The sequence below is a fragment of the Posidoniimonas polymericola genome (assembly GCF_007859935.1).
Classification (GTDB): Bacteria; Planctomycetota; Planctomycetia; order Pirellulales; family Lacipirellulaceae; genus Posidoniimonas; species Posidoniimonas polymericola.
This window is the reverse complement of the sequence record NZ_SJPO01000005.1, coordinates 350,005-375,925: the sequence shown is the minus strand read 5'-3', so window position 1 is coordinate 375,925 and position 25,921 is coordinate 350,005. Positions and strand designations below refer to the sequence as shown.

The following is a 25,921-nucleotide window of genomic DNA, read 5'->3' as shown; positions in this document are numbered from 1 at the left end:
TGCCGAACCCGTTGCGTGATTCAAAAAATGAACAGCGTCGCCCCACGGCAACGCCTGCTGCAAAAAGGAAACGCCAAATGCCCGGCCTGCGACTCGAGTACCAAGACCTGCGGGTCGCGTCGCTCGCGGCGCCGACCGGTCAGCTCGACGGCGGCGACGTCCTCATGCTGGGGTGCGGACCGCTCCCCCCTGAGAGCGCCGCCGGGCCGGCCTTCACGGCCGCCCAGGGTCCGGTTGCGCAGGCGGTGAGGACGGTAGGCCCGCGGCTCTACATGGACTCGCAGCTGCGGGTGCTGGCGAGCCTGGCGGGGCAGGACCCGGTAGAGGCGGCCGGCGCCGTTGCGGCCTCCCTGGTCGAAACCGGCAACGCCGACCTGCGGGTGGCGGTCGTACGGGGCCAGAACGTGCTCGACCGGCTCGAGGAGCTGATGCTCCACACCGACCTGGCGCACCAAACTACCGGTCAGCGGTTCGCCGAGCTCAACGCCAAGACGGTTTCCGCGATTGCCGGCCTGGGGCCCCGGCCCGCTGCCCAGGCCCTGAAGCAGGGCGCCCGGCTCGTGCTGACTGCCTACGAGAATCCGACCGCCCTCGCCGAGGCGGCCGCCTGGAACGCGTTTGCCAAACCTGAGTGCGCGGTCGCCCGTGGTGTTGGCGGCGTGCTCGCCTGCTTCTCCCGCGGGTTGTGTGCTCACTCGCTGCAGCAGACCGACTGGTCACAGCTCGAGTCGCTGCAGGCCGAGATTGAGCCGAACGGCGCTGTCTGCTTCTACGGCGCCAAACCGCTGTGCGACGCGGCAAAACAGGCGATGGCCGAATGGGAAGAGGCCGGACGGCCGTCCCCCTCGCCCACGACACATTCCGAGCTGAACCTGATGTATGTCGCCGGCTACGAGGCCGAGCTGTGCGTCGCCCTGCGGCACGAGCACTCCGCCAGCCGGCTGCGGTCCGCGCTCTCCAAAGCGCCGCCGGTGGTGCAGGCGTGCCGCGACGGCGACGACTGGCCCGAGCTCGCAGGCAGCCTTGCGGTGATCCCGCTACGCCACGCCAGCCGCGACCGGCTGGCCGCGGCGGTGGGCGCGCTTGCTGCGGTGCTCGAGGTCGGAGGCCCCGAGCTCGGTGTCGAGGTGGTCGGCGGGCCGCCGGCGGTGCGGCCCTCCCTCAAGCTGTGGCCGACGCAGTTGCCGCCCGAGCTGCTCGAGTGGTCGATCGATATCAAGCCGGCGGCGGAGTGGCTAAACTAGCCGGCAGACGCTCCGGTAGCGTCAGACCCCATGCCGTATGACTCCAGGTGTCTTGCGATGATTATGCAGAGCAACGCGATCGAGATCCGCGTTGACGAACCGGTAGCGACCGTCACGATCAATCGCCATCAGAAGCGGAACGCGCTGAGCCGCGCGATGATCGAAGACCTCCGCCTGGCGCTGTCCGACGTGCACCAAGAGCGGAAGGTGCGGGCAATGGTGCTGACCGGCGCGGGGACCGCGTTCTGCGCCGGGCGGGACGTCAACGAGATGGTCGCGGGCGGCGCCGACCCGATGGCCGACCTGGCCCGCTGGGGAGAGGAGGCCGAGCAGCTCCGCGACCTGCTGCTCGAGATGCTGCGGCTGCCTAAGCCAATTATTGCCGCGGTCAACGGGCCCGCGGTCGGGGCCGGCGCCGGGCTGGTGCTGGCCGCCGACATCGTGGTCGCGGCGCCCGCGGCCGAGTTCGGCTTCCCCGAGCCGAGGCTGGGCGTGGTGGCCGGGGTCGAGGCGCCGCTGCTCGCCTACCGACTGGGCGCGGGCCCCGCGTCGCGGCTGATGCTCACCAGCACGCCAATCACCTCAGTCGAAGCCCACCGCACGGGCGTCTACCACGAGCTGGTGTCGAACGACCTGCTGTGGGCCCGGGCGTTCGAGATCGCCAAGCAGTGCGCGGCCGGCGCGCCCGAGTCGCTGCAGCTCACCAAGCGGCTGCTGCTGGAGACTATCGGAGAGCAGCTCGAGACCCAGCTCACTAGCGGCGCCATCGCCGCGGCGACTGCGCGGACCACCGAGTCGGCCCAGCAGGGGCTGCAGGCGTTCCTCGACAAACGCCCTGCCGAGTGGCCCTAGAGGATGGGTCTAGTCGTCGCCGAGGTCGAAGCCGTCGTGCCCGCCGAAGTCGGTCATCCATGAGTCGTCGTAGCCGGTCCAACGTAGCGGCGCCACCAACACCGCGATGTACAGGCCCCAGAACCACAGGCTCTGCCAGAACGCGGGCATCGCCTGGTCATGGGCCCAGAACGCGTACATCAAGAGCGCGTAGCCGACTAGGAACGCGAACGACACCAGAAACAGCTTGGCGAGCATGGCGGTCGGCAGGGTAGAAGGTGGGTTCCGGGCAACGTTACTGTTATCTCTCAAACGTAGCATGCTTGTCGGCTGGTCCCGCTCGACGCAGACCGTCATGCGGTCGAGCACGCGTGGGGTGACTGCCAGAACGGGTCTTGTTGACAGGCCCTCAACCCGGCGGTATTGTTAACCGATAGGTTAATTAACTAAGTGGTTCATCATGCCCGACCTGCTCAGCCAGAAGTTCTCGGCCCTCGCCGACCCGACCCGCCGGGCGATGCTCGCACGCCTAGCCGAGGGCGAGGCGTGCGTCTCGGACCTGGCAGCGCCGTTCCTCACCGAGATGAGCCTGCCGGCGGTTACCAAGCACGTGAAAGTGCTGGAGAAGGCCGGCTTGGTCGAGAAGTCGCGCGACGGCCAACGGCGCCCCTGCAGCCTCAAGCCCGAGGCCCTGCAGGACGTCAACCAGTGGCTCGAGCAGTACCGGCAGTTGTGGGAAGAGAGCCTCGACCGACTCGACGAGTACCTCAAATCGGTAACCGCCGCGCAGGCCGAACAAGAAAAGAGCAACAAAAATGCCCCCCGAACAAAAAGCGACGGACGAAAAAGCAAATGAGATCTACATCAACCGGGTGTACGACGCGCCGGTCGCTCTGGTGTGGGATGCCTGGACCGATCCCGAGCAGGTAGCCCAGTGGTGGGGCCCGCGCGGGTTCACCATCACCACCCACTCCAAGGACCTGCGGCCGGGGGGGCACTGGTCGTACACCATGCACGGGCCCGACGGCACGGACTACGAGAACAGGACACTGTACTACGAGGTCGTGGAACACGAGAAGTTAGTCTACGACCACGGCGGCAATGACGACCGGCCCCCGCTGTTCCGCGTCACGGTGCTGTTTTTCAAGGAGCAGGGCCAAACCCGGATGGAGATGACCTTCGCGCTCGAGACGGCCGAGGCGGCCGCCGAGATCAAGAAGATGATCAAGCAGGCCAACGGCAACTCGACCTGGGACCGGCTGGCCGAGTACGTCGAGAAGCAGCAGAGCGGCGACGAGGTGTTCGTCATCAACCGCACGGTCGAGGCGCCGATCGACGCCGTGTTCGCCGCCTGGACCGACCCGCAACAGCTCGCCGCGTGGCTCCCCCCGGCCGGCTTTCAGATGGAGTTCGCCGAGGCCGACATCCGCGCCGGCGGCTCGGCTCGGAATAAGATGTTTGGCGACCAACGGCCGACTATTTACGCGTGCTTCGAGTACCTCGAGGTCGAGCCCCCAACCCGCATCGCCTACACGCAGTCGTTTTGCGATGAGCAGGGCAGTCCGGGCCGCCACCCGATGTCGCCCGAGTTCCCGGCCACGCTGCTGACCTCCATCTCGCTCGCCGCAGAGACCCCCAATCGCACCCGCGTCACGGTGGCGAGCACGCCTCAGGGCGCGCGTACCGCCGCGGAGCTGCAGGCGTTCACGTCCGAACGCACCGGGATGACGATGGGCTGGACCGGATCGTTTGACAACCTCGAGCAACGCCTCGCCGGAGAGTCGACGGCGGCAGTCGGCTGACGCGGGGAATGCCCTGGGTCAGTCGCCGCGGTTGGTGGCGTAGCGGGACTCGTACAGCCTACGCAGCTGCTCGACGACCTCGGGGTGGTCGGCCGCCAGGTTGGTCGCCTCGCTTGGGTCGGCGTCGATGTCGGCGAGGAACCACTTGCCGTCGACGAGTTCGGGCTGGGGCGACTTATCGTAGCCGCGCGGCTGGTGCATCAGCTTCCACCGCCCCTGCCGGACGGCCCACTGGTCCTGGAACCGCCAGCACACGGCGTCGTGCGGGGTCGGCGCGTCGGCCGAGCGGACGACGTCGACCAGGCTCTCGCCGTCGAGCGGCAGTGAGGCGTCAACCTCGACGCCGCACAGCTCGGCCAGCGTCGGCAGCCAGTCGCAGCCGTGGGTCAGCTGGTCGCGGACCTCGCCCTCCGGGAGATGACCGGGCCAGGAGAGGACCGCCGGCAGCCGCGTGCCCCCCTCGAAGAGGCTGAACTTGGCGCCGCGGTACCGGCCGCTGCTGCCGCCGCCGTTGTGCGCGCGCTGCTCGGTCGAGTAGCCGTTGTCGGCCTGGTACACGACGACGGTGTTCTCGCGCAGGCCGCGATCGTCCAGGTGCTTCATCAGCGCCGCCAGCCGGTCGTCGAGCGTCGACAGCCAGGCGGCGTAGAGGTTCCGAGGGTAGGGGGTTCCCTGCTGTTGGTAGTAGTCGACCCACTTCGGTTCGCCCTGGTAGGGGTAGTGTGGCACGTTGATGGCGAAGTACATGAAGAAAGGCCGGTCGCCGTGGTCGTCAATGAACTCGGCGGCGTGGTCGACCAGCAGGTCGGGGAAGTACTTCCCCGGCAGCCGCACCCGCCGGCCGTTCTCCCACAGGTCGTGCCGGTTGGGGCCGCCCCAGTAGTCGAAGTGCGAGTAGTTGTCGATGCAGCCGCCGAGGAAGCCGAAGGAGTAGTCGAACCCCTGCTGCAGCGGCTGGGTCCCGACGCCGATCCCTAGGTGCCACTTGCCGATGTGGGCGGTGGCGTAGCCCGCCTGCTGGAACATCCGGGCCATGGTGAACCCGTCGACCGGCAGCCCCCGGCCGCCGAACGCGTCGGAGTTGTCGTGCTCCTCGCTCGGCGGCGGCGAGCCGTTGCCCGCCATGCCGACCTGCCACGGGTACCGGCCGGTCAACAGCGCCGCCCGCGATGGCGAGCAGACCGGCGCGGCGGAGTAAAACTGCGTGAACCGCACGCCGCGGCCGGCGAGCGCGTCGAGCGCCGGCGTCTGCACGTCGGTTGCGCCGTAGCACCCCGCGTCGGCCGCGCCCTGGTCGTCCGACATGATGACGATTACGTTCGGCCGCTCGGCTGCTTTCGCGGGAGCTGGGAAAGTGGCGGCAAGCGTTGCGAGAAGCAGGCCGCAGCATCGCAGGGGAATCATGGTGGTTGGCGCCTGAGGGGAGTGGGGGAGCCATTCAGGCGAACCGGCTCCCGTTCCGCCTTCAACTTTGCCGCGGGTCAAGCAGTCGCGCACTCGAGACGGGATTTCCCCGGCTAGCTGCCGAGGTGCTGCGCCACCAGCGAGCGGGCCTTGGCCGGGTCGTCCGTGCCGGAAACGATGCAGCGGCCGTCGCGGAAGAGGGTCAGCGTGTGCACGCCAGCTTGTAGCCGCAGCAAGAAGGCGTTGACGGTCGCGGGGCCGGCGGGCCGGAGCCGCGCGGCCAGCGCGTCGAGGTCGACGTCGCCCGGTACGGCGGCGCGGAGCTGCACGGCGTTGCGGCCGCAGAGCACCACGGCTTGGCTGCCGCGGTCGCCGCGGAGCCAAGGGAATTCTCGCTCGTGGCAGGTCGGGCAGGTCCCATCGGCGTGCAGCTTCGAGACGTCGAGCATGCGGACGCGGTTGCGCCACAGGTCGATCGAGGTGAGCCGGCGGTTGACGGCGTTGCGGGCGCCGGAGAGCAGCTTGAGCGCCTCGGCCGCCTGGAATGACGCCACCACGTTCACCGCGGGGGCGATCACGCCGGCGGTGTCGCAGGTGGGCGACTCGCCGGGCGCGGGGGGCTCGGGAACCAGGGCGGTCAGGCACGGGGTCTCGCCCGGCAGGATCGCCATCACCTGGCCCTCGGCGCCGATGCAGCCGCCGTACACCCACGGCGTGCCGGTGCTGACCGCGTAGTCGTTGATCAGGAGGCGGGTCTCGAAATTGTCGAGCGCGTCGACGATCACGTCGACGCCAGCAGCCAGCTCGGCCATGTTGTGGTGCGTGACGTCCGCCACCACGGCGTCGACCGCGACCTGGCTGTTGATCTTCGCCAGCCGGCGGCCGGCGAGCACCGCCTTCGGAAGTCCTGTAGCCAGATCCTCCTCGTCGTAGAGGGTCTGGCGTTGGAGGTTCGAGAGCTCGAGGAAGTCGCGGTCGACCAGCCGCACCCGGCCGACGCCGCTGCGGACCAGCGACTCGGCGACTACCGAGCCGAGCGCGCCGCAGCCGACCACCAGCACACTGGAGTCGGCGATCCGCTGCTGGCCCTGCTCGCCGATCGGGGCGAAGCGGACCTGCTTGGCGTAGCGGTCGAAGGGCGGGCTACTCATCGTCGAGCTCGCGAACGGCCTCGGCGTTCTTGCGGAGCGCCTCGGCGAGGGACCGGCCGGTGGCCGAGTCGGGCTTCTTCGCGACCTGCTCCGGCGTGCCGGTCGCGACGATGCGTCCCCCTTCGCCCGCGGCGCCGGGGCCGAGGTCGATCACGTGGTCGGCGGCGAGGATGAGCTGCACATTATGCTCGATGACCAGCAGCGAGTGGCCGACCTCCAGCAGCGCGTCGAAGCAGTCGATCAGCCGCACGATGTCCGAGAAGTGCAGCCCGCGGGTCGGCTCGTCCATGACGAACAGCGAGCGCCCGGTCTGTTTGCCCGCCAGCGAGCCGGCCAGCTTGAGCCGCTGGGCCTCGCCGCCCGACAGCGTGCTCGACGGCTGACCGAGCGGCACGTAGCCGAGGCCGACGTCGAGCAGCACCTTGAGCTTCTGCTGCACTTTCTTGTGCCCGCGGAAGAAGCGGAACGCCTCCTGCGCGGACATCTCGAGCACCTCGGAGATGTCGCGGCCGCGGTACTTGACGCCGAGCACCTCGGGGCGGTAGCGGCGGCCGTCGCACTCGCGGCACCGCATGGTGATGTCGGCCAGGAACTGCATGTCGACCTCGACGCGGCCGGCGCCCTGGCAGGTCTCGCAGCGGCCCCCCTCGACGTTGAAGCTGAAGTGCCCGCTGGTCAGGCCGAGCGTCTGGGCGTCGGGCTGCTCGGCGAACACGGCTCGGATTGGGTCGAACGCCTTGATGTAGGTGACCGGGTTCGAGCGGGGCGAGCGGCTGATCGCCTGCTGGTCCACCTGCACCACGTTGTCGATGTGCGCCGAGCCCGACAGCGAAGCGTAGGGCAGCGGCGACTGGTCGGCCGAGCGGCCGTTTTCCTTGCCCAGCGACGCGACCAGCGCCGGGTAGAGGGTTTGCAGCACGAGGCTGCTCTTGCCCGCCCCGCTCACGCCGGTCACGACCGACAGCACGCCGAGCGGGACCCGCAGGTCGACTTCTTGGAGGTTGTTGCCGCTGGCGCCGGTCAGCTCGACCCAGTTTTCGGCGGCGCGGCGCTGGCCGCCAGGGACCATCGACCGGCGGCCGGCGAGCCAGTCGCCGGTGCTGCTGTCGGGGGTCTCGCAGAGCCGAGCCGGCGGACCTTGGAAGACAATCCGCCCGCCGTCGACGCCGGCGGCGGGTCCGAACTCGACCGCCTGGTCGGCGCCGGCGATGACGTCCTCCTCGTGGTCAACCACGATCACCGTGTTGCCGCGGTCACGCAGGCGGTGGATGGCGCCGGTCAGCCGCTTGACGTCGACGTGGTGCAGGCCGGCGGTTGGCTCGTCGAGCACGTACAGCATGTCGACCAGACTCGAGCCGAGCGTCGAGGTCATCGCGACCCGCTGACTCTCGCCCGAGCTGAGCGTGCGGAGCGAACGGTCGAGCGGCAGGTAGGCGAGGCCGACCTCGACCAGGTACTCCAGCCGCGCCCGGACCTGGTTGAGCATCACCTGGCCGACCTGCTGCTCGGTGTCGGAGAGCGGCAGCGAGGTGAGGAAGTTGAGGGCGGCTCCGGCGGTCTGCCCGCAAACCTCCGCCAGGTTCTTGCCGCCGATGCGGACCGCCAACGCGTCCGGCTTGAGCCGCGAGCCGCCGCAGGCCTCGCAGGCGCGGTACGACCGCCAGCGGCTGAGGAACACCCGCAGGTGCATCTTGTACTTGCGGCGTTCGAGCCAGCGGAAGAAGCCGTCGAGCCCGCCAAATTCGTGCTCCGGCGACCCGTGCAGCACGACGTCGAGGTGCTGGGGCGCGAGCTCGGCAAACGGCACGTCGAGCGGGATCCCCCGGTCGGGCGCCAGGGCGATCAGCTCCTCGAGCTCGTGCAGGTAGGACGGCGAGTTCCACGGCGCCACCGCGCCCTGGCGGAGCGACTTCGTTGGGTCGGGCACCACCAGACCCATGTCGGTCTCGATGATGCTGCCGAAACCCTCGCACTCGTGGCAGGCGCCCAGCGGGCTGTTGAAGTTGAACAGCTGCGGCGACGGCTCGGTGTACGACAGGTCGCACACGCCGCAGTGCAGCGAACGGCCGAACCGGAAAACCTGCCAGCGGCGGCCGTCGATATCCGCGGCGCCGGCGGCCGGGGATGCGTTGTCGGTTTCGAGCAGCAGCTGGCAGTGGTCGGCGCCGTGGTGCAGGGCCGACTCGATCGACTCGGTCAGCCGGCCCTCGGAGGTCCCGGGAGTGGTCAGGCGGTCGACCACCACCAGCACCGACCCGCCGGTCGGCAGGTCGCGCACGGAAGGGTCGTCGAGGTTGTAGGTGTGGCTGCCGATGATCGCGCGGACAAACCCCGCCTCGACGAGTTCCTCGCGCCAGGTCGGCGAGTCGGTCTCGTGCGGGTAGGCCAGCATGCCCCGCCGCCCTGCGGGCTGGTCCTGCAGCCAGCGGGCGATGCTCTCGGGCGAGTCGCGGTGCACCTCCTGGCCGCAGCCGGAGCAGATCACGCGGCCGATCCGCGCGAACAGCAGCCGCAGGTGGTCGGCGATCTCGGTCGCGGTGGCGACCGTCGCGCGGTTGGAGCGGCTGGTCTGGTTCTGGGTGACCGCCACGGCGGGCGGCAGGCCCTCGATGACGTCGGCGTCGGGCTTGTCGAGCTGGTCGAGGAACTGCCGTGTGTAGGTCGAGAAGCTCTCCATGTACCGACGCTGGCCCTCGGCGTAGAGCGTGTCGATCGCCATGGTGGTCTTGCCGCTGCCCGAGACCCCGCAGAACGCGATCAGCTGGTTGCGGGGCAGCTCCAGGTCGATGTCCCGCAGGTTGTGGTCCCGGGCGCCGCGGACGCGGATGACGTCGAGTGCGGCCGGGGCGGCGGCGCCGTTCGTGGCGTTGCTGGCTTTTGCGGTCGGCATAGCGGGAGTGCGGGCTCAGAGGGCAATCCTGTAAGATAAGCACTCCCGGCGTCCGGCACCACCTCGTCGGCGCCCCCAACTACGCAAAATCACCGTCTCTTCCCCCGCTAGCAGCCGCCGTCCATGCCCAGCCCTGCCGCCGATCCCGACCGCGAAATCGAGTCGCTACGCAACGAGATCCGCCAGCACGACCAGCTCTACTACGTTGAGGCCAAGCCGGTCGTGGCCGACCACGACTACGACAAGCTAATGCACCGGCTCAAGGAGCTGGAGGCCGCGCACCCTGAGAAGATCACGCCCGACAGCCCGACCCAGCGGGTCGGCGATCAGCCCGCGCCGCACCTCGAGCCGGCCGAGCACGTCACGCCGATGCTGTCGATGGATAACACCTTCAGCCAGGAGGAGCTGCAGAAGTTTGGCGAGCGGGTGCAGAAGCTGCTCGCCGCCGAAGGGGACTCCGAGGAGGGGGGGGAACCGATCGAGTGGGTCGTGGAGCTCAAGATCGACGGCGTGGCGATCTCGCTGTTGTACGAGCAGGGCCGGCTGACCCGGGCCGCCACGCGGGGCGATGGCCGCGTCGGCGACAACATCACGCACAACGCCCGCACGGTGCTGGGCGTGCCGCTGCGGCTGCTGGGCGACGACTACCCCGACGTGGTCGAGGTCCGCGGCGAGGTCTACATGACCAACTCCGACCTGGTCGCCCTGAACGCCCAACGCACGGCCGCCGGCGAGGCGACCTTCGCCAACACACGCAACCTGACCGCCGGCGCCATCAAGACGCTCGACCCGCGGGTCTGTGCGGCGCGGAAGATCCGCTTCTTTGCCCACGGAGTCGGCCAGACCGACGACCTGCCGGTCGACAACCACATGGACTTCCTCGCCGCGATCGCGCGGTGGGGCCTCCCGGCGACGCCGATGGTCCAGCGGTTCGGCAGCTTCAAGGAGGCCACCGAACACTGCGAGCAGCTCATCGAACGCCTGCACGAGCTCGACTTCGAGGTCGACGGCCTGGTGCTGAAGGTCAACAGCTTCGCGCAGCGGGCCCGGCTCGGCGCCACCAGCAAGAGTCCGCGGTGGATGGTTGCCTACAAGTTCGAGAAGTACGAGGCGGTCACCACAATCCACGAGATCAAGGTCAACGTCGGCAAGACCGGGGCGGTGACCCCGTACGGCGAGCTGGAGCCGGTCGAGATCGCCGGCACAACGGTCAGCCGGGTCACGCTGCACAACGCCGAGGAGGTCGAACGCAAGGACATCCGCCCCGGCGACACAATCGTCGTCGAGAAGGCGGGCAAGATCATCCCGCACGTGGTGCGGGTTGAGAAGCACCTCCGCAAGGAAAACCTCGCTCCGTTTCCGTTCCCGACCGAGTGCCCCCGCTGCGGGACCGAGCTCGTGAAGGACGAGGGGGGCGTCTACATCCGCTGCCCCAACATGAGCTGCCCCGGGCGGATGCGGGAGCGGCTGATGTACTTCTCCAGCCGCTCTGCCATGGACATCGACGGGCTCGGCGAGAAGCTGATCGATCAGCTCCTCGACGCCGGCCTGGTCACAACCTTCGGCGACCTCTACCGGCTGACCGAGGAGCAGCTGGTCGAGCTCGAACGGGTCGGCGCCAAGTCGGCCAGCAACCTGGTCAACGCGATCGAGGTGAGCAAGTCACGCGGCCTGGCTCGGCTGCTCAATGGCCTCGCCATCCGCCACGTCGGCACGACCGTGGCGCGGGTTATCGCGCAGAGCCTCGGCTCGCTCGAGGCCGTGCGCCAGGCGACCGTCGAGCAGCTGGCCGAAATCAACGAGGTCGGCGACATCATCGCCGAGAGCGTGCACGACTTTTTCCATAGCGAGTACGGTCAGCAAACCGCCGCCGACCTGACCAGCCTGGGACTGAACACAACCGAGGAGGCGCCCCCCGAGTCGGAAGCGGCGGGCCCGCTGGGTGGTCTGACGTTTGTCGTCACGGGGACGCTCGAAGGCTACACCCGCGACCAGGCGCACGAGGCGATCCTCCAGCGTGGAGGCAAGACCGCGAGCAGCGTTTCGAAGTCGACCGACTACCTGCTGGCCGGCGCAAAAGCCGGCAGCAAGCTCGCCAAGGCGGAGAAGCTCGGCGTGAAGGTCTTGGATGAGGCGTCTTTCAACCAGTTGGTCGCTGGCGAATGGCAGCCGTCGGTCTCGGGAACGCCCGAAGATGCCTAGTAGCGCCGCGTCACGCTAGCTGCGCGTCGAGCATGGCAGGTCATCCGCCAGCGGTGTCGACGCGAGGAACCCGCGGCAAGCTGAGATTACGATCGACGCGCGTGCTCGCTTGGTGCAGCGGGGTCCGGCTGCCGGTGCGTCCGCCGCTGGGCCGCCGGCAGGAGGCCGAGACGCCGATTAGCCTCATCGCCATGCAGAGCTGACGCCCGGTCTGGTGGCGTCTGCTGAGGGTGTTGTGTTTCATCGCCTAGTTCCTTCCTGTTAGACCACTGCCCATTCTTGATCCGACGCCGGACTTCGCGCGGCTGACTTGCGGGCTCAGTTGGTTGATCAACGTCCACTCTCTTGGCCCGCCACGCTTTCTGATGAGGAATCGGCTGCACTTGGGGAGAGGAGCGATTGACATGGCACACTAGGAAGCGATAACCGTTGAGGCGTATTCAGCGCGTAAGAGGGCTTCCCCCAGTTGGGGGGCGTTCACGCGGGTGTTTGGCAGGGGCGACGCTCTGTGCCGCGGCATGGCAGTTGCACCTCCATGAGGGTGGGCAGTATTTGCCCAGCCGAAAATCGATCAATAAACGACAGATTTAAGTCCGCGAGCTACCGAAGTCGCCCATTTTCGCGGCGCCGCGTGCCAGCTAACTGTGCGAGGCCGCGTTCAAGCTAGTACGATCTCCCAACGAGGCCGCAACCATTCATGCAGTATCAGGCCCAGGGCTTTGATGAGACGTTTACCTCCGAGGGGCAGCCCCGCCCCGCGTGCGAGGAATTCTACCGCCGGTTGCAGATGATCGGCCCCGACGAATTGGGGCGGCGCCAGCAGGCCGCCGAACTGCAGTTCCGCAACGCGGGCATCACGTTCAACGTGTACGGGCACGAAGATGGCGTCGAGAAGGTCTGGCCGTTCGACATCATGCCCCGGGTGCTCGATGGCGCCGAGTGGTCGTCGATCGAGGCCGGACTGCGGCAGCGCGTCATGGCGCTCAACCTGTTTATCGACGACGTCTACAACGAGCGGCGGATCATCAAGGACGGCGTGGTGCCCGAGGAACTGCTCCGCACTTCCAAGACCTACCGCCCCGAGATGGAGGGTTTCAGCCCCACCCACAAGGCGTGGTGCCACGTCAACGGCGTCGACCTGGTCCGCGACAAGGACGGCCAGATCTACGTCCTCGAGGACAACCTGCGGTGCCCGTCGGGCGTTTCGTACGTGCTGGAAAACCGGGAGGTGATGAAGCGGAGCTTCTCGCAGGTGTTCCACGGGGTGTCGATCGCGCCGGTCGAGGAGTACCCAGAGAAGCTGCTGCAGACGCTGCAGAGCGTCGCGCCCCCGTCGGCCCACCAACCGCTGGCAGTGGTGCTGACGCCCGGCGTCTACAACTCCGCTTACTTTGAGCACACCTTCTTGGCTCAGCAGATGGGCGTGCAGCTGGTGCAGGGGAGCGACCTAGCCGTGGTCGACAACGTGGTCTTCCTCCGCACGACTCATGGCCTGCACCGAGTGGACGTAATCTACCGCCGCATCGACGACGACTTCCTCGATCCGGAGTGCTTCCGCAAGGACTCGTGCCTTGGAGTCGCCGGCCTGATGCGGGCCTACCGGGCCGGCAACGTCGCGCTGGCCAACGCGCCGGGCACCGGCGTCGCGGACGACAAGGCGGTCTACGCCTACGTGCCGCAGATCATCAAGTACTACCTGGACGAGGAGCCGATCCTCAACAACGTGCCGACCTACCTGTGCGGGGACCCCCAGCAGCGGGACCACGTGCTCGCAAACCTCGACAAGCTGGTGGTGAAGCCGACCAACGAGTCGGGCGGCTACGGCATCTTGATGGGCCCCCAGGCGACCGACGAGCAGCGGGCCGCCTACGTGGACCTGATCCGCTCGAACCCGCGGAACTACATCGCCCAGCCGATGCTGCAGCTGTCGACCGTTCCGACCCTGATCGGCGACCGGCTCGAGCCGCGGCACGTCGACCTGCGTCCGTTTGTGCTGGCCGGTGAGGAGGTCTATGTGATGCCGGGCGGGTTGACCCGCGTGGCGCTCAACGCCGGTTCGATGGTAGTAAATTCCTCCCAAGGAGGTGGTAGCAAAGACACCTGGGTCTTGCGAAACTAGGGAGCTTCGGCCGACGGCGGCCAGACAGAACTGTTGCGGCCGATGGCGGCCGGACTGCATCTCGCCGCGGGGGAAAAGCCCCCGCGGACCCAGAATTATCTGGCGGAGCGATATTAAACATGCTAAGCCGCGTGGCCGACTCTATTTTCTGGATGAGCCGATACATCGAGCGGGCAGAGAACGTCGCGCGGTACATCGATGTCAACTTCAACATCACCCTTGGCGCTGAATCGGACAACCCGCTGCAGTGGGCGCCGCTCGTCTACACGACCGGCGACCACGAGCTGTTCAAGGAGCTGTACGGCGAGGGCGAGCGCGACTCGGTGCTGCGGTTCCTAGCGTTCGACGACCGCAACCCCAACTCGATCCTCTCCAGCGTCAACGCCGCGCGGGAGAACGCCCGCACGGCCCGCGACTCGATCACCGCGCCGATGTGGGAGCAGATCAACCGCTTCTACCTGATGGTGCAGTCGGTCGCCAAGTCGGGCGCCGCCCTGCACGACCCCAACGAGTTTTGCGACGCCGTGAAGCTCAACAGCCACGCGCTGGTCGGGCACACCTACACGACGATGTCCCACGGCGAGGCCTGGCACTTCTCGCGGGTCGGAAGGCTGCTCGAGAGGGCCGACAAGACGTCGCGCATCCTGGATGTCCAGTACTACCACCTGCTCCCCTCGATTAATGACGTCGGCTCCGCCCTCGACCTGGTGCGCTGGAACGCGCTGCTCCGCTCGACCAGTGCACTGACAATGTACCGCCGGGTGCACGGTCGGATTGTGCCGGATCGGGTCGCCGATTTTTTGATCCTCGACCGAGATTTTCCCCGCTCGATGCGTTTCTGTGTGATGCGCGCGCAGGACTCGGTCAGCGAGATCACCGGCAGCCGACCGGGGACGTTCACCTGTCGGACGGAGCAGCTGGCCGGTCGACTGCGGTCAGAGATGGACTACACCGCCATTGAGGATGTCATACGCGAGGGATTGCACGAATATATCGATCGCTTCCAACTCCTATTGAATGGGATTGGGGAAGCTTTGCAGGCAGACTTCCTGTCTCCTGCCGATCATACGAAGACCCCTATCCTGCAATCCCAACGCCAGGCCTGACGGCCCGGCCCGGACCCGCGGCGGCGGTCCCCCCAGACTGGGGAGGCGTGCGGCAGCGGGTCTCCCCTCGCGAGCAATCCTACCGATGAGCATCCACGTCGCGCTGCACCACAAGACTACCTACACCTACTCCGAGCGGATTGGGCTAGGGCCGCAGGTCATCCGGCTGCGCCCGGCGCCGCACTCGCGGACGCCAATCCTCAGCTACTCGCTGCGGGTTCAGCCCGACAACCACTTCCTCAACTGGCAGCAGGACCCCTACGGCAACTACCAGGCGCGGTGCGTCTTCCCGGAGCCGGCGACCAAGCTGTCGGTAGAGGTCGACCTGGTGGCGTCGCTCTCGTCGATCAACCCGTTCGACTTCTTCACCGAGCCGGCCGCCGAAGAGTTCCCGTTCCACTACGACGAGCACACCCTGCGGGACCTGAAGCCGTACATGTCGCTGGACGCGGCCGGGCCGCGGATGCACGCGCTGCTCGGCACGGTCGACCGCCGGCCCCGCAAGACCATCGACTTCCTGGTCGAGCTGAACCAGCGTCTGCAGCGTGAGGTCGGCTACGTCGTGCGTCTCGAGCCGGGCGTGCAGACCTGCGAGCAGACGCTCGAGCTCGGCACCGGTTCGTGCCGTGACTCGGCCTGGCTGATGTGCCAGGTGCTGCGTCAGATTGGCTTCGCGTCGCGGTTTGTGTCCGGCTACCTGATCCAGCTGGTCGCCGACCAGAAGTCACTAGACGGCCCCTCGGGTCCCGAGGCCGATTTTACCGACCTGCACGCGTGGACCGAGGTCTACCTGCCGGGCGCCGGTTGGGTGGGGCTCGACCCGACCTCCGGCCTGCTGGCCAGCGAGGGCCACATCCCGCTGGCGTGCACGCCGCACCCGGTTTCGGCCGCGCCGATCACCGGCGCCCACGATCAGTGCGAGAACGTCGAATTCGACTTCGAGATGTCGGTCAACCGGGTGCACGAGGACCCGCGGGTCACCAAGCCGTACACCGAGGAAGAATGGAGCGAGATCGAGGCCCTCGGCCACAAGGTCGACGAGCGGCTCAATCAGCACGACGTGCGGCTCACCATGGGGGGCGAGCCGACCTTTGTTTCTATCGACGACATGGACGGCGACGAGTGGCAGACCGCGGCGGTCGGCCCCAACAAGCGTCGCCTGGGCAACGAGATGCTGCTCAAGCTGAAGCGGCGATTCGGCGCCGGCGGCCTGCTGCACTTCGGCCAGGGCAAGTGGTACCCCGGCGAGTCGTTGCCGCGGTGGTCCATGCAGTGCTACTGGCGCAAGGACGGCGAGCCGATCTGGAAGAACGACGCGCTCTTCGCACCCGACGGCGTCAACCTCGGCCACACGGCGGCCGACGCGCAGCGGTTCGGCCGCGCGCTGGCCGAGCGTTTGGGCGTGAACGCCGATCACGTCACCGACGCCTACGAAGACGCCATGTACTACGCCTGGCGCGAGCGGCGGCTGCCGGCCAACGTCGACCCGCGTGACTCCAAGATCGAAGAGGTCGAAGAACGCGAGCGGATCGCCCGCATCTTCGAGCAGGGGCTGTCGAGCACGGTCGGCGTCGCGCTGCCGCTGCAGTTCCGCTGGTGGGAGTCGCAGCCCTGCTGGCAGAGCAGCGAGTGGGTGGTGCGGGCGGACGAGATGTTCCTGCTCCCGGGCGACTCGCCGATGGGCTACCGGCTGCCGCTGCAGAGCCTGCTGTACACGGGCAAGTCGACCACCTCGACCGACTACTTCGAACGCGACACGATGGAGGCGCTCGCCGAGCTGCCCCGCTACGAGACGCTCCGCCGGCGTCACGCCCAGCCCGCACTTGCCGTTGCTGGCGGCGGCGAGGGCGACCACGCCGACCCGTTCAGCGCGCTGCGGCGCCGCGGCGGGTCGGGCCCGAACGGCTCGGGCGGCGGTTGGAACGGCGCAGGGGGCCCCGGTGACGCGTCGCACCCGGAGCAGATGCCCGAGGACCCCGAAGACCGCTACAACCCCCAAAACGTCTTTAAGGCCGACACCAACTACAACGACCCGGCCGACGTTATCCGCACGGCGCTCTGCATCGAGGCCCGTGGCGGCGTGCTGCATATCTTCCTGCCGCCGCTCGATCGGCTCGAGGTCTTCCTCGACCTGATCACCGCGATCGAAGACACAACCGAGTCGCTCGACACCCAGATCGTGATCGAGGGCTACACACCGCCCCACGACCCGCGGCTGCAGCACATCAAGGTCACGCCCGACCCCGGTGTGCTGGAAGTCAACGTCCACCCGGCCGAGAGCTGGGACGAGCTGGTTGAGATTACCACTGGCGTGTACGAGGACGCGCGGCAGACGCGGCTCGGCACCGAGAAGTTCGACCAGGACGGCTCGCACACCGGCACCGGCGGCGGCAACCACGTCGTGATGGGGGGCCAGTCGGTCGCCGACAGCCCGTGGCTGCGGCGGCCCGACCTGCTGAAGAGCTTCCTGGCGTACTGGCAGAACCACCCGTCGTTGTCGTACATCTTCTCGGGCAAGTTTATCGGCCCGACAAGCCAGGCGCCGCGGGTCGAGGAGGCCCGGGCCGACTCGTTGTACGAGCTGAAGATTGCGTTCGAGCAGATCCAGGCCGGCCGCGAGGTCCCGCCGTGGCTGGTCGACCGCCTGTTCCGTCACCTGCTGGTGGACGGCACCGGCAACACGCACCGGTCGGAGTTCTGCATCGACAAGCTGTTCTCGCCCGACGGCCCGACCGGCCGCCTCGGACTGGTCGAGTTCCGCGCGTTCGAGATGCCGCCCCACGCCCGCATGAGCCTGACCCAGCAGCTGCTGCTGCGGGCGCTGGTCGCGCGGTTCTGGGAGACGCCCTACGAGGAGCCGATCGTGTCGTGGCGCACCACGCTGCACGACCGCTGGATGCTGCCGCACTTCATCTGGCAGGACTTCCAGGACGTCACCGACGAGATGCACCAGCTCGGGTTCCCGATCAAGCGGGACTGGTTCGCGGCCCACTGGGAGTTCCGGTTCCCGGTGATCGGCCGCTTCACGCAACGCGGCGTGCACGTCGAGTTGCGGCGGGCGATCGAGCCGTGGTACGTGCTCGGTGAGGAGCCGGGCGGCGGGGCGCTGGCCCGCTACGTCGACTCGTCGATTGAGCGTCTGGAAGCCAGGGTGAGCGGCATGACCGATCCGCGGTACGTGCTCGCCTGCAATGGCCGCCGTGTGCCGCTCCACCCAACCGGGGTCGAGGACGAGTATGTCGCGGGTGTCCGGTACCGCGCGTGGCAGCCGCCAAGTTGTTTGCACCCCACGATCCCGGTACACGGGCCGCTGGTCTTCGACCTGGTCGATTCGTGGATGGACCGCTCGATGGGCGGTTGCCAGTACCATATCGGCCACCCCGGAGGCAACAATCCTACAACCTTCCCAGTCAACGCCCTAGAAGCCGAAAGCCGACGCGCGACGCGGTTTTTCAGCTTTGGCCACACCCCGGGCCCTGTTAGAATTCCGCCTGTGGAAACCAATCCAGAGTTCCCACTCACGCTTGATCTACGGCGCGGCGGAACCTGATGCAAGGCCAGCGGCAGACTCAACCCGGTGGCCTCGTCAACCAGCAGGCCGCCGATGTTTCTCCGCTGGTTGGGTACCGACCTGTCGCCGGCGCCTACGACGAGCTAATCGACCCCCGCGGCGGCTACCGCGCCCACTGGCTGGCGTTTACCGCACAGTTTGAACGACTCGGCACGCTCGAGCTCAAACGCCGCTGGGCCCGTTCGCAGCGGCTGATTCATGCCAACGGCGTCGCGTACAGCCCGCACGGCGCGGCGGACGACCGCCAACGCCCCTGGATGCTCGACCCGTTCCCGCTGCTGGTCGGGTCGCGTGAATGGTCCGAGGTCTCGACAGGTCTCGCCCAGCGGGCTCAGGTGCTCGAGCTCGCGCTGCAGGACCTGTACGGGCCGCAGAAGCTGGTGCGCGATGGCGTCCTGCCTCCCGAGCTGCTGTACGGTCACCCGGGCTACCTGCTGCCGCTTAAGTCGCCCGAGGTTGCGCGTTCGCAGATGCTGCAGCTGTATTCGGCCGACTTGGGCCGCTCCCCCGACGGGTCGTGGTGGGTGCTGGCGGACCGCACCGAGTCGCCCTCGGGAATCGGTTTCGCGCTGGAGAACCGGATCGTTGTCTCGCGGATGCTGCCCGAGCCGTTCCGCGACTGCCGCGTGATGCGGCTGGCGGGTTACTTCGCCCGCGTGCGCGAGAGCCTGCAGGCCATCGCGCCGCAGCAGGTCCGCAACCCGAGCATCGCGATCCTCAGCCAGGGCCCCGGCCAGCAGAACTATTTTGAGGACGCGTACCTCGCCAGGTACCTGGGCTACGTGCTGGTCGAGGGCGAAGACCTCACCGTGCGGAAACGCCGCCTGTGGCTCAAGACGCTCGAGGGGCTGGTGCCCATCGACGTGCTGATCCGCCGCCCGAACAGCGATCAGTGTGACCCGCTGGAGCTGGGCGGCGAATCGCCGGCCGGCGTGGCGGGGCTGATCCAGGCCTCGCGCGAAGGGTCGCTGGCGGTCGCCAACCCGCTCGGCAGCGGGCTGGTCGAGTCGCCCGTGTTCATGGCCTTCCTGCCGCGGCTCTGCCAGGCGCTGCTGGGCGAGAAGCTCAAGCTGCCGGGGGTCGCGACCTGGTGGTGCGGCGAGCCGGAGTCGCTCGAGTACGTCACGCAGAACGTCGACCGCCTGCTGCTCAAGCGGGCGTTCCGGCAGCGGGGCGAAGAGAGCATGCTGACGGTCGAGCTCCGCGACATGCCCCGCGAGCAGCTGATCGAAAAACTACGCGCCGACCCGCGCGGCTACATCGCCCAGGAAAGGGTTCAGCGTTCCTCGGCGCCCTGCTGGCGTAACGGGCGGCTGCAGACCTGCCGTGTGGCGTTGCGGGCTTTCGCCACCGCGACCCCCGACGGCGGCTTCCAGGTGATGGAGGGCGCCCTCGCCCGGACGACGTCGAGCGCCGAGCCGCTCGAGACCTCCATCCTTTCCGGCGAGGGGAGCAAGGACGTTTGGATCACCAGCGATCAGCCGGTCGAGCCGATCTCGCTGCTCTCTCACGAGGACGAGCCAGTGGCGTTGGTGCGTCTCGGCGCCGAGCTGCCCAGCCGTGTCGCGGACAACAGCTACTGGCTGGGCCGGAACCTCGAACGGGCCGACGCCAAAGCGCGCCTGGTCCGCACGGTCGCCAACCGGCTGACCGGCGAGGACGACCCGACGCAGCTTGTCGAGCTGCCCTACCTGCTGCGGGCGCTGGCCGACGAGGGCCTGATCGAGCCGGGCTACGCCGTCGCCGAGATGCGCGAGCTGCTGCCGCACGTCGACCGGTCGCTGCCGTCGCAGGTGCTCAACTCGCAGCAGCCGAGCTCGCTGACGGCGTCGGTCGATCGGGTGTTCTACTCGGCGACCAAGGTACGCGACCGCCTGTCGCGGGACGCGTGGCGGCTCTTGCTGCGCGTGAGCCAGGCGTTCAACGCGCCCGACGCAGCCCCGCAGGACCTGACCGACCTGATCAACGCGACCGACGAGCTGATCGCCGACCTGGCCGCCGTCGGCGGCCTGGTGGTCGAGAGCATGACCCGCACGCAGTTCTACCGGTTCCTGGACATCGGCCGGCGGCTCGAGCGGGCGGCCCAGCTGGTCGAGCTGCTGACCGCCTGCCTGATCGAGACCCAGCCCTCCGTCCGGCCGATGCTCGAGGCGCTCCTCGAGACCTCCGACAGCATCATGACCTACCGTTCGCGGTACCGCTCGAACATGCGTTTCGTGGCGACCCTCGACCTGCTGCTGACCGACCCGTCGAACCCGCGGAGCGTGGCGTTCCAGCTCAACACGCTCGAGCGGCACATCGGCAAGCTGCCCCGCAGCGACGACGAGGCGCAGGGCGCCGCGGCCGAGCAGCGGCTGGTGATGTCGATGAGCCACGCCATCCGCATGGCCGACGTCGAGGCGCTTGCCGAGGCCCACGAGATGGGCAACCAGAAGCCGCTGGCCGAGCTGCTGGCCCAGATCAGCCGCGACCTGCCGAGCCTGTCCAACGCGATCTCACTCAAGTACTTGGTCCACGCCGGCACGCCGCGGCAGCTCTCACCGCTCTAGCCGACTACGCCCGCCATGCGCTACCGCATCACGCACACCACCAAGTACGCCTACAGCGAGCCGGTGGCGGTGTGCCACAACCTGGTGCACCTGTCGCCCCGCGAAACCCGCGGCCAGACCCGGCAGAGCTACCGCCTGATCATCCTGCCCGACCCGTCAGACGTGCTGCAGCGGACCGATGTCTTTGGCAACCCGACCGAGTACTTTTCGATCCTCGAAGCGCACCGCGGGTTGTCCCTCTCGGCGACCAGCGAGATCGAGATCGACGAGCGGGACGAGCCGGGACCCGGGACGCCGTGGGAGCAGGTGCGTGACGCGCTCCCGGCGGCCGAGCCCGACGCGCCGATGCGGCCCTACCAGTTCGCGTTCCCCTCGTCCAAGGCGCCGCTCGTCCGCCGGCTGGGGCAGTACGCGGAGAAGTCGTTCACGCCGGGGCGGCCGATCGTCGACGCCCTGCGGGACCTCAACCTCCGCATCAACAAGGACTTCGAGTACAACCCCCAGGCCACCACGGTCAGCACCCCGGTCACCGAGGCGTTCGACCAGCGGGCGGGCGTCTGCCAGGACTTCGCCCACGTGGCAATCTCCTGCCTGAGGTCGATCGGCCTCGCCGCGCGGTACGTCAGCGGCTACCTGCGGACGATACCGCCGCCGGGCAAGCCACGGCTGGTTGGGGCCGACGCCTCGCACGCGTGGCTCGCGTTGTACTGCGGCGCCGACGGCTGGGTCGACGCCGACCCCACCAACGCGGTGCTCCCCGGCCGCGACCACATCACCATCGCCCACGGCCGCGATTACGCCGACGTCTGCCCAATCCAGGGCGTCTATGTCGGCGGCGGCGGGCACACGATGGAGGTCACGGTCGACGTGGCCCCGATGAAGTAGCCCACGCACTTGTCCACTTGCGTTGCGCTAGATGGCGCGCGCTCTGCAACCACGAACGCCCGCGGCGGATCTTTCGCCGTCGCGGGTCGATTACCCATACACCTGCGGGTGGGTTTGCCTTAAGGTAGAGGGGCTGCCGCCGCGGCCGCGGCGCTCTTCTTGGACAATCCGATTCCGACCTATGTTTGGCAAAGCCACATCGTTCTTTATCGTTGGCCTGTGCTGTGGCGTTCTGAGCGCGACGCTGGCGTTTGCGTTGGTGCTCCGCTCGGCCGACGATGCCCATGAACCAGGGGGTTCGCCAACGCGGGTGCTGAAGCTGGCCCACAGCCTGGACGAGAAGCACCCGGTGCACCAGGCGCTGCTGCAAATGGCCGAGACGCTCGACCAGAAGTCGCGCGGCCGGCTCAGCCTCGAGATCTTCGCCAACAGCCAGCTCGGCAGCGAGGCCGAGTGCGTCGAGCAGCTGCAGCAGGGCGCGCTCGACCTGACCAAAACCTCCGCCGGGCCGCTGGAGAACTTTATCCCCGAGATCGCGGTGCTGGGCGTGCCCTATGTGTTCCGCAGCGAGGACCACTGCTGGAAGGTGCTCGAGGGCCCGATCGGCGACGAGCTGCTCGCCGCCGGCGAGCGGGTCGGCTTCAAGGGCCTGTGCTACTTCGACGCCGGCGCCCGCAGCTTCTACACCGTCAACCGCGCGATCCTCTCGCCCGACGACCTGGTCGGCCTCAAGATCCGCGTGCAGCAGAGCAAGACCGCCATGGCCATGGTCGAGGCGCTCGGCGGGTCGCCGACCCCGATCGACTGGGGCGAGCTCTACTCCGCCCTGCAGACCAACCAGGTCGACGGCGCCGAGAACAACCTGCCGAGCTTCTACTCCAACCGGCACTTCGAGGTCTGCCGCCACTTCACCCGCAACGAGCACACCCGCGTGCCCGACGTGCTGCTGGTGAGCGAGCAGACCTGGCAGGCGTTGTCGCCCGACGAGCAGCGGTGGCTGCAGGAGGCCGCCTACGAGTCGGCCGACCGGCAGCGGCAGCTCTGGTCGGACGAAACCAAGCGAGTCCTGCAGGCCCTCGAGGCCGAGGGCGTCGCAGTCCACGTGCCCGACCTGGCGCCGTTCATCGAGAAGGTCCAGGACCTGCACCACAGCTACGACGGCACGCAGGTGGGCGGGCTGATGCAGCGGATCGCGGAGGAATAGGGCAGCTTGGACCATCAGGAGCAATCTTCTGTGAGACGCTTTGGCGTGGCGCTGCTCGAGGGGCTGGTGTCGCTCATCATGGGCGCGCTGGTGCTGGTCGTGCTGTGGGGCGTGGCGTCGCGGTTCGTGCTCGACTCGCCGAGCCGCTGGACCCAAGACGTCTCCGAGGCGTTGATCGTCTGGCTGACGTTCCTGGCCGCCGCGGCTGGCTTCCGCCGCTGGGAGCACCTGGGCCTCGACTGGCTGGCCGAAAAGCTCTCGCCCGACGCCCGGCGGCTGCTGGAGGTCCTCGTCGCGCTGATCTGCGCGGTGTTCGCGGCCGCGGCCCTGATCTGGGGCGGCTACGTGCTAGTTGCGAAGACCCTCGAGTCGGGCCAGATGATGACCACGGTGCCGCTCCGCAAGGGCTGGGTCTACCTGGCCGCTCCGGTCGGCGGGGTGTTGATCTGCCTGTTCTCGCTGCACCGCGCGTGGCGGATCGCGGGCGGGGCCGAGGTCGTCGGCGGCGGGCCGGGGGATGCCCCTTCGGTCCCCACCGAATTGGAGCAGCAGGCCTGACGCCGTATGGACGTGCAGATCATCATCATCGTGGTCGCGTTCTTCGCGATGCTGCTGATGAACGTCCCCGTGGCGATCGCGATCGGCGGCGCGGCGTTCATGGCGATCTTGTCGCTGGGCGATGTCTCGACCGGGTACATCGTGGCCCAGAAGATGAGCGCCGGCATCGCCAAGTTCTCGCTGCTGGCGATCCCGTTCTTCGTGCTCGCCGGCCAGCTGATGGGCGAGGGGGGCATGGCGCGGCGACTCATCGACTTCGCCAGCGTGCTGGTCGGCCACCTGCAGGGCGGACTGGCGTACGTCTGCACGCTCACCTGCATGCTGTTCGGCGCCATCTCCGGCTCGGCCACCGCCGCGGTGTCGAGCGTCGGCGGGATGATGCTCCCTGAAATGCAACGCAACGGCTACGACCGCGACACCAGCGTCGCGCTCACCACCACCGCCGCCACCACCGGGCTGATGATCCCGCCCAGCAACGTGATGATCGTGTTCGCGGTGGTCGCCGGCGACGTTTCGGTCGCTTCGCTCTTCCTGGCCGGCATCGGGCCGGGCATCCTGACCGGCCTGCTGCTGATGCTGGCCTGCTGGATCACCGGCTTTCGGGGCGACGAGCACGAGGGTGTGCGGGCCTCGCTCGACGACATCATCCGCGCCGCCTGGGCCGCCTTCCCCAGCCTGCTGCTGATCGTGATCGTGATGGGCGGCATCTTGGGGGGCGTGTTCTCCCCCACCGAGGCGGCCGCCATCGCCGTACTGTACGCCTTCCTCTTGACCTTCGTCATCTACCGCGAGGCGCCGCTGTCGGCCCTGCCGCAGATGCTGCTCAAGGCCGGCATCACCACCTCGGTGATCTTCCTCTTGATCGGCGCCAGCCAGGCGATGAGCTGGGTGCTGGTCTACCAGAACATCCCGCAGACCATCAGCGCCACGATGCTCTCGCTGTCGGACAACCCGCTGGTGATCCTGCTGATCATCAACCTGGTGCTGCTGGTCGTCGGCGCGTTCATGGACATGACGCCGGCGGTGCTGATCTTCACGCCGATCTTCCTGCCGGTCGTCACGGAGCTCGGCATGGACCCGGTGCACTTCGGCATCATGATCATCGTGAACCTGTGCATCGGCCTCTGCACGCCACCGGTGGGGACCTGCCTGTTCATCGGCTGCGGGGTCGGCCAGACCACCATCGCCAAGGTCGCGCGGCCGATGATCCCGTTCTTCATCGCGATGGTCGTGGCGCTGCTGATCATCACCTACGTGCCGCAGCTGTCGCTCTGGCTGCCGGAAGTGCTGGGGCCGTAGGCGACGGGTTCAGGGGAGGTAAGGGAAGTGTCGCGCCCCGCCGCGATCTTGGAAAGGATGCTCGCCGCGCCGGTCGACGCAAATGACCTCCCCGACGGCTGGTTCAGGCGCGGAGAACTTGACTCAACATTCGGTCCAGCAACTTGAGTGGATTGGTTAACCCAACGCCGTTTGCCGCCTGCGGGTCGCACCGGTAGACTGGCGCCATCGCGAGGCCCTCTGCGGGGATGTTGACGGGTAGTGTATTTATGTATACATGTCCGCGAACTCCCTGTCAACCCGCATACTGAAGACCTTCTTCAGTATGCAGTTCTTACTGAAGAAGTTTCTGTCTAATAACAAGTTCTGCAGCAACATCAACATGTGGTATGTCGAATCCTACGAACTCCGAGATGTGACCTTCGATTACACATCTTCGTCGCTGGGAATGTTTGCGACCAAGGCACTTCATTCAAACGGCGTCTGCCTCGTCAACAATATCGACCGTGCTGGCGTCGATGAAGACCCATCCCAAGTGCTGGTTTGCGACTGCTGTGGATTTCCGGGGTGTGAATCCGGCGGGTATATCTCAATTCGACGCGTTGGAAATTACGTAGTCTGGATTCCGGCGTTTACCAAGATGCTTGAAGGTGCGTGGAAATCGAGCCAATACACGCCGCCGGGGTATCTCACCGAGACCAAGTACGGAATTCCCGTATTTGAATGGGCGACCTTTGATTCACTTCGCAAAACTCTTGACACATTGCCGACAATCGAATCCATTCCTTCGCTGATGGCATGCGAGGCAGTTCGTGTCCTTCAATGGTGTGCGCCATTTTCAATGCTTGGCAAATTTCCTGACCCACCACAATTACGCGCTGATGCGATTTTGGCCGTTACCGATGGCGACCTCGCGCGTGAATGTGATGTAGTACAACGCCATCTAAATGAAAACGCAAATTCGACATTCGAATTGGAACCAGTTTCAACAATCGCACCGATTGAATTTCATCTTGACGTGCCAAAATACACCTCTTGGTCGCCACTAGTGCGTTACAATGATGGGCGGTTGGCGTTTAACTTGGACACCATCGGCGCGTACGCCAATCAACCGTGAATGCTGCAGA

At 67.5% G+C, this 25,921-nt stretch carries 18 protein-coding genes; 14 read left to right on the top strand and 4 right to left on the bottom strand.

Annotated elements, in window-relative coordinates; translation table 11 throughout:
• Positions 1–77 precede the first annotated feature (77 nt).
• Together Pla123a_RS12470 and Pla123a_RS12465 are read left to right on the top strand one after the other, a co-directional pair.
• Positions 78–1,244: an acyclic terpene utilization AtuA family protein gene (locus tag Pla123a_RS12470; RefSeq protein ID WP_146587387.1), complete on the top strand. Its 1,167-nt coding sequence runs from the start codon at positions 78–80 to the stop codon at positions 1,242–1,244.
• Positions 1,245–1,301: 57 nt separating this feature from the next.
• The gene (locus tag Pla123a_RS12465) at positions 1,302–2,096 is read left to right on the top strand and encodes an enoyl-CoA hydratase/isomerase family protein (protein WP_146587386.1); all 795 of its coding nucleotides are present in this window, start codon (positions 1,302–1,304) and stop codon (positions 2,094–2,096) included.
• A 9-nt stretch (positions 2,097–2,105) separates the two neighbouring features.
• Here the strand turns inward: Pla123a_RS12465 and Pla123a_RS12460 are convergent, their stop codons facing one another.
• Complete coding sequence (locus Pla123a_RS12460) at positions 2,106–2,333, bottom strand: hypothetical protein (RefSeq protein WP_146587384.1); 228 nt, start codon at positions 2,331–2,333, stop codon at positions 2,106–2,108.
• A 202-nt stretch (positions 2,334–2,535) separates the two neighbouring features.
• Here Pla123a_RS12460 and Pla123a_RS12455 point away from each other — a divergent pair, with 202 nt between their 5' ends.
• Together Pla123a_RS12455 and Pla123a_RS12450 are read left to right on the top strand one after the other, a co-directional pair.
• Positions 2,536–2,931, top strand: a complete 396-nt coding sequence (locus Pla123a_RS12455) for an ArsR/SmtB family transcription factor (protein WP_146587382.1) — start codon at positions 2,536–2,538, stop codon at positions 2,929–2,931.
• Positions 2,891–3,877 (top strand): SRPBCC family protein, encoded by a 987-nt coding sequence (locus Pla123a_RS12450; protein ID WP_146587380.1) that lies wholly within the window; start codon positions 2,891–2,893, stop codon positions 3,875–3,877. Before Pla123a_RS12455 ends, Pla123a_RS12450 begins: the two co-directional genes overlap by 41 nt.
• A gap of 18 nt (positions 3,878–3,895) precedes the next feature.
• Here the strand turns inward: Pla123a_RS12450 and Pla123a_RS12445 are convergent, their stop codons facing one another.
• The 3 genes from Pla123a_RS12445 to uvrA form a co-directional block, all read right to left on the bottom strand.
• Positions 3,896–5,281 carry a sulfatase family protein gene (locus Pla123a_RS12445; RefSeq protein WP_146587378.1) on the bottom strand — a complete coding sequence of 462 codons (1,386 nt, stop codon included), beginning with the start codon at positions 5,279–5,281 and terminating at the stop codon, positions 3,896–3,898.
• Between the two features lie 113 nt (positions 5,282–5,394).
• Positions 5,395–6,432, bottom strand: coding sequence for a ThiF family adenylyltransferase (locus Pla123a_RS12440; RefSeq protein WP_146587376.1), 1,038 nt, complete (start codon positions 6,430–6,432; stop codon positions 5,395–5,397).
• The gene (uvrA, locus tag Pla123a_RS12435; RefSeq protein WP_146587374.1) at positions 6,425–9,322 is read right to left on the bottom strand and encodes an excinuclease ABC subunit UvrA; all 2,898 of its coding nucleotides are present in this window, start codon (positions 9,320–9,322) and stop codon (positions 6,425–6,427) included. Before uvrA ends, Pla123a_RS12440 begins: the two co-directional genes overlap by 8 nt.
• A gap of 123 nt (positions 9,323–9,445) precedes the next feature.
• On the opposite strand from uvrA, the gene ligA reads away from it, so the two are divergent.
• The 10 genes from ligA (at position 9,446) to Pla123a_RS12385 (ending at position 25,911) form a co-directional block, all read left to right on the top strand.
• Positions 9,446–11,524, top strand: a complete 2,079-nt coding sequence (ligA, locus tag Pla123a_RS12430; protein ID WP_146587373.1) for an NAD-dependent DNA ligase LigA — start codon at positions 9,446–9,448, stop codon at positions 11,522–11,524.
• A gap of 697 nt (positions 11,525–12,221) precedes the next feature.
• Positions 12,222–13,643 (top strand): circularly permuted type 2 ATP-grasp protein, encoded by a 1,422-nt coding sequence (locus Pla123a_RS12425; protein WP_146587371.1) that lies wholly within the window; start codon positions 12,222–12,224, stop codon positions 13,641–13,643.
• Positions 13,644–13,762: 119 nt separating this feature from the next.
• Positions 13,763–14,749, top strand: coding sequence for an alpha-E domain-containing protein (locus tag Pla123a_RS12420; RefSeq protein ID WP_146587369.1), 987 nt, complete (start codon positions 13,763–13,765; stop codon positions 14,747–14,749).
• 85 nt (positions 14,750–14,834) lie between these two features.
• The gene (locus Pla123a_RS12415; protein WP_146587367.1) at positions 14,835–18,299 is read left to right on the top strand and encodes a transglutaminase family protein; all 3,465 of its coding nucleotides are present in this window, start codon (positions 14,835–14,837) and stop codon (positions 18,297–18,299) included.
• Positions 18,299–20,869, top strand: coding sequence for a circularly permuted type 2 ATP-grasp protein (locus Pla123a_RS12410; RefSeq protein ID WP_146587365.1), 2,571 nt, complete (start codon positions 18,299–18,301; stop codon positions 20,867–20,869). Before Pla123a_RS12415 ends, Pla123a_RS12410 begins: the two co-directional genes overlap by 1 nt.
• 15 nt (positions 20,870–20,884) lie before the next feature.
• Complete coding sequence (locus Pla123a_RS12405; RefSeq protein ID WP_146587363.1) at positions 20,885–21,754, top strand: transglutaminase family protein; 870 nt, start codon at positions 20,885–20,887, stop codon at positions 21,752–21,754.
• A 181-nt stretch (positions 21,755–21,935) separates the two neighbouring features.
• A complete protein-coding gene (locus Pla123a_RS12400; RefSeq protein ID WP_146587361.1) occupies positions 21,936–22,958 on the top strand; it encodes a TRAP transporter substrate-binding protein in 1,023 nt (340 codons plus the stop codon).
• A 30-nt stretch (positions 22,959–22,988) separates the two neighbouring features.
• Positions 22,989–23,516, top strand: coding sequence for a TRAP transporter small permease (locus Pla123a_RS12395; RefSeq protein ID WP_146587359.1), 528 nt, complete (start codon positions 22,989–22,991; stop codon positions 23,514–23,516).
• Positions 23,517–23,522: 6 nt separating this feature from the next.
• Entirely contained in the window at positions 23,523–24,815 is a 1,293-nt protein-coding gene (locus tag Pla123a_RS12390) for a TRAP transporter large permease (RefSeq protein ID WP_146587357.1), read from the top strand.
• Positions 24,816–25,119: 304 nt separating this feature from the next.
• Positions 25,120–25,911: a hypothetical protein gene (locus Pla123a_RS12385; RefSeq protein WP_146587355.1), complete on the top strand. Its 792-nt coding sequence runs from the start codon at positions 25,120–25,122 to the stop codon at positions 25,909–25,911.
• Positions 25,912–25,921: the final 10 nt, after the last annotated feature.

Bases quoted from the DNA above. Each gene is read 5' to 3' on its own strand.
- Pla123a_RS12440 (WP_146587376.1), bottom strand. From the start codon at position 6,432: ATGAGTAGCCCGCCCTTCGACCGCTACGCCAAGCAGGTCCGCTTCGCC.
- Pla123a_RS12450 (WP_146587380.1), top strand. From the start codon at position 2,891: ATGCCCCCCGAACAAAAAGCGACGGACGAAAAAGCAAATGAGATCTAC.
- Pla123a_RS12455 (WP_146587382.1), top strand. From the start codon at position 2,536: ATGCCCGACCTGCTCAGCCAGAAGTTCTCGGCCCTCGCCGACCCGACC.
- uvrA (WP_146587374.1), bottom strand. From the start codon at position 9,322: ATGCCGACCGCAAAAGCCAGCAACGCCACGAACGGCGCCGCCGCCCCG.
- Pla123a_RS12460 (WP_146587384.1), bottom strand. From the start codon at position 2,333: ATGCTCGCCAAGCTGTTTCTGGTGTCGTTCGCGTTCCTAGTCGGCTAC.
- Pla123a_RS12420 (WP_146587369.1), top strand. From the start codon at position 13,763: ATGCTAAGCCGCGTGGCCGACTCTATTTTCTGGATGAGCCGATACATC.
- Pla123a_RS12445 (WP_146587378.1), bottom strand. From the start codon at position 5,281: ATGATTCCCCTGCGATGCTGCGGCCTGCTTCTCGCAACGCTTGCCGCC.
- Pla123a_RS12390 (WP_146587357.1), top strand. From the start codon at position 23,523: ATGGACGTGCAGATCATCATCATCGTGGTCGCGTTCTTCGCGATGCTG.
- Pla123a_RS12400 (WP_146587361.1), top strand. From the start codon at position 21,936: ATGTTTGGCAAAGCCACATCGTTCTTTATCGTTGGCCTGTGCTGTGGC.
- Pla123a_RS12465 (WP_146587386.1), top strand. From the start codon at position 1,302: ATGATTATGCAGAGCAACGCGATCGAGATCCGCGTTGACGAACCGGTA.
- Pla123a_RS12385 (WP_146587355.1), top strand. From the start codon at position 25,120: ATGCAGTTCTTACTGAAGAAGTTTCTGTCTAATAACAAGTTCTGCAGC.
- Pla123a_RS12410 (WP_146587365.1), top strand. From the start codon at position 18,299: ATGCAAGGCCAGCGGCAGACTCAACCCGGTGGCCTCGTCAACCAGCAG.
- Pla123a_RS12415 (WP_146587367.1), top strand. From the start codon at position 14,835: ATGAGCATCCACGTCGCGCTGCACCACAAGACTACCTACACCTACTCC.
- ligA (WP_146587373.1), top strand. From the start codon at position 9,446: ATGCCCAGCCCTGCCGCCGATCCCGACCGCGAAATCGAGTCGCTACGC.
- Pla123a_RS12425 (WP_146587371.1), top strand. From the start codon at position 12,222: ATGCAGTATCAGGCCCAGGGCTTTGATGAGACGTTTACCTCCGAGGGG.
- Pla123a_RS12470 (WP_146587387.1), top strand. From the start codon at position 78: ATGCCCGGCCTGCGACTCGAGTACCAAGACCTGCGGGTCGCGTCGCTC.
- Pla123a_RS12405 (WP_146587363.1), top strand. From the start codon at position 20,885: ATGCGCTACCGCATCACGCACACCACCAAGTACGCCTACAGCGAGCCG.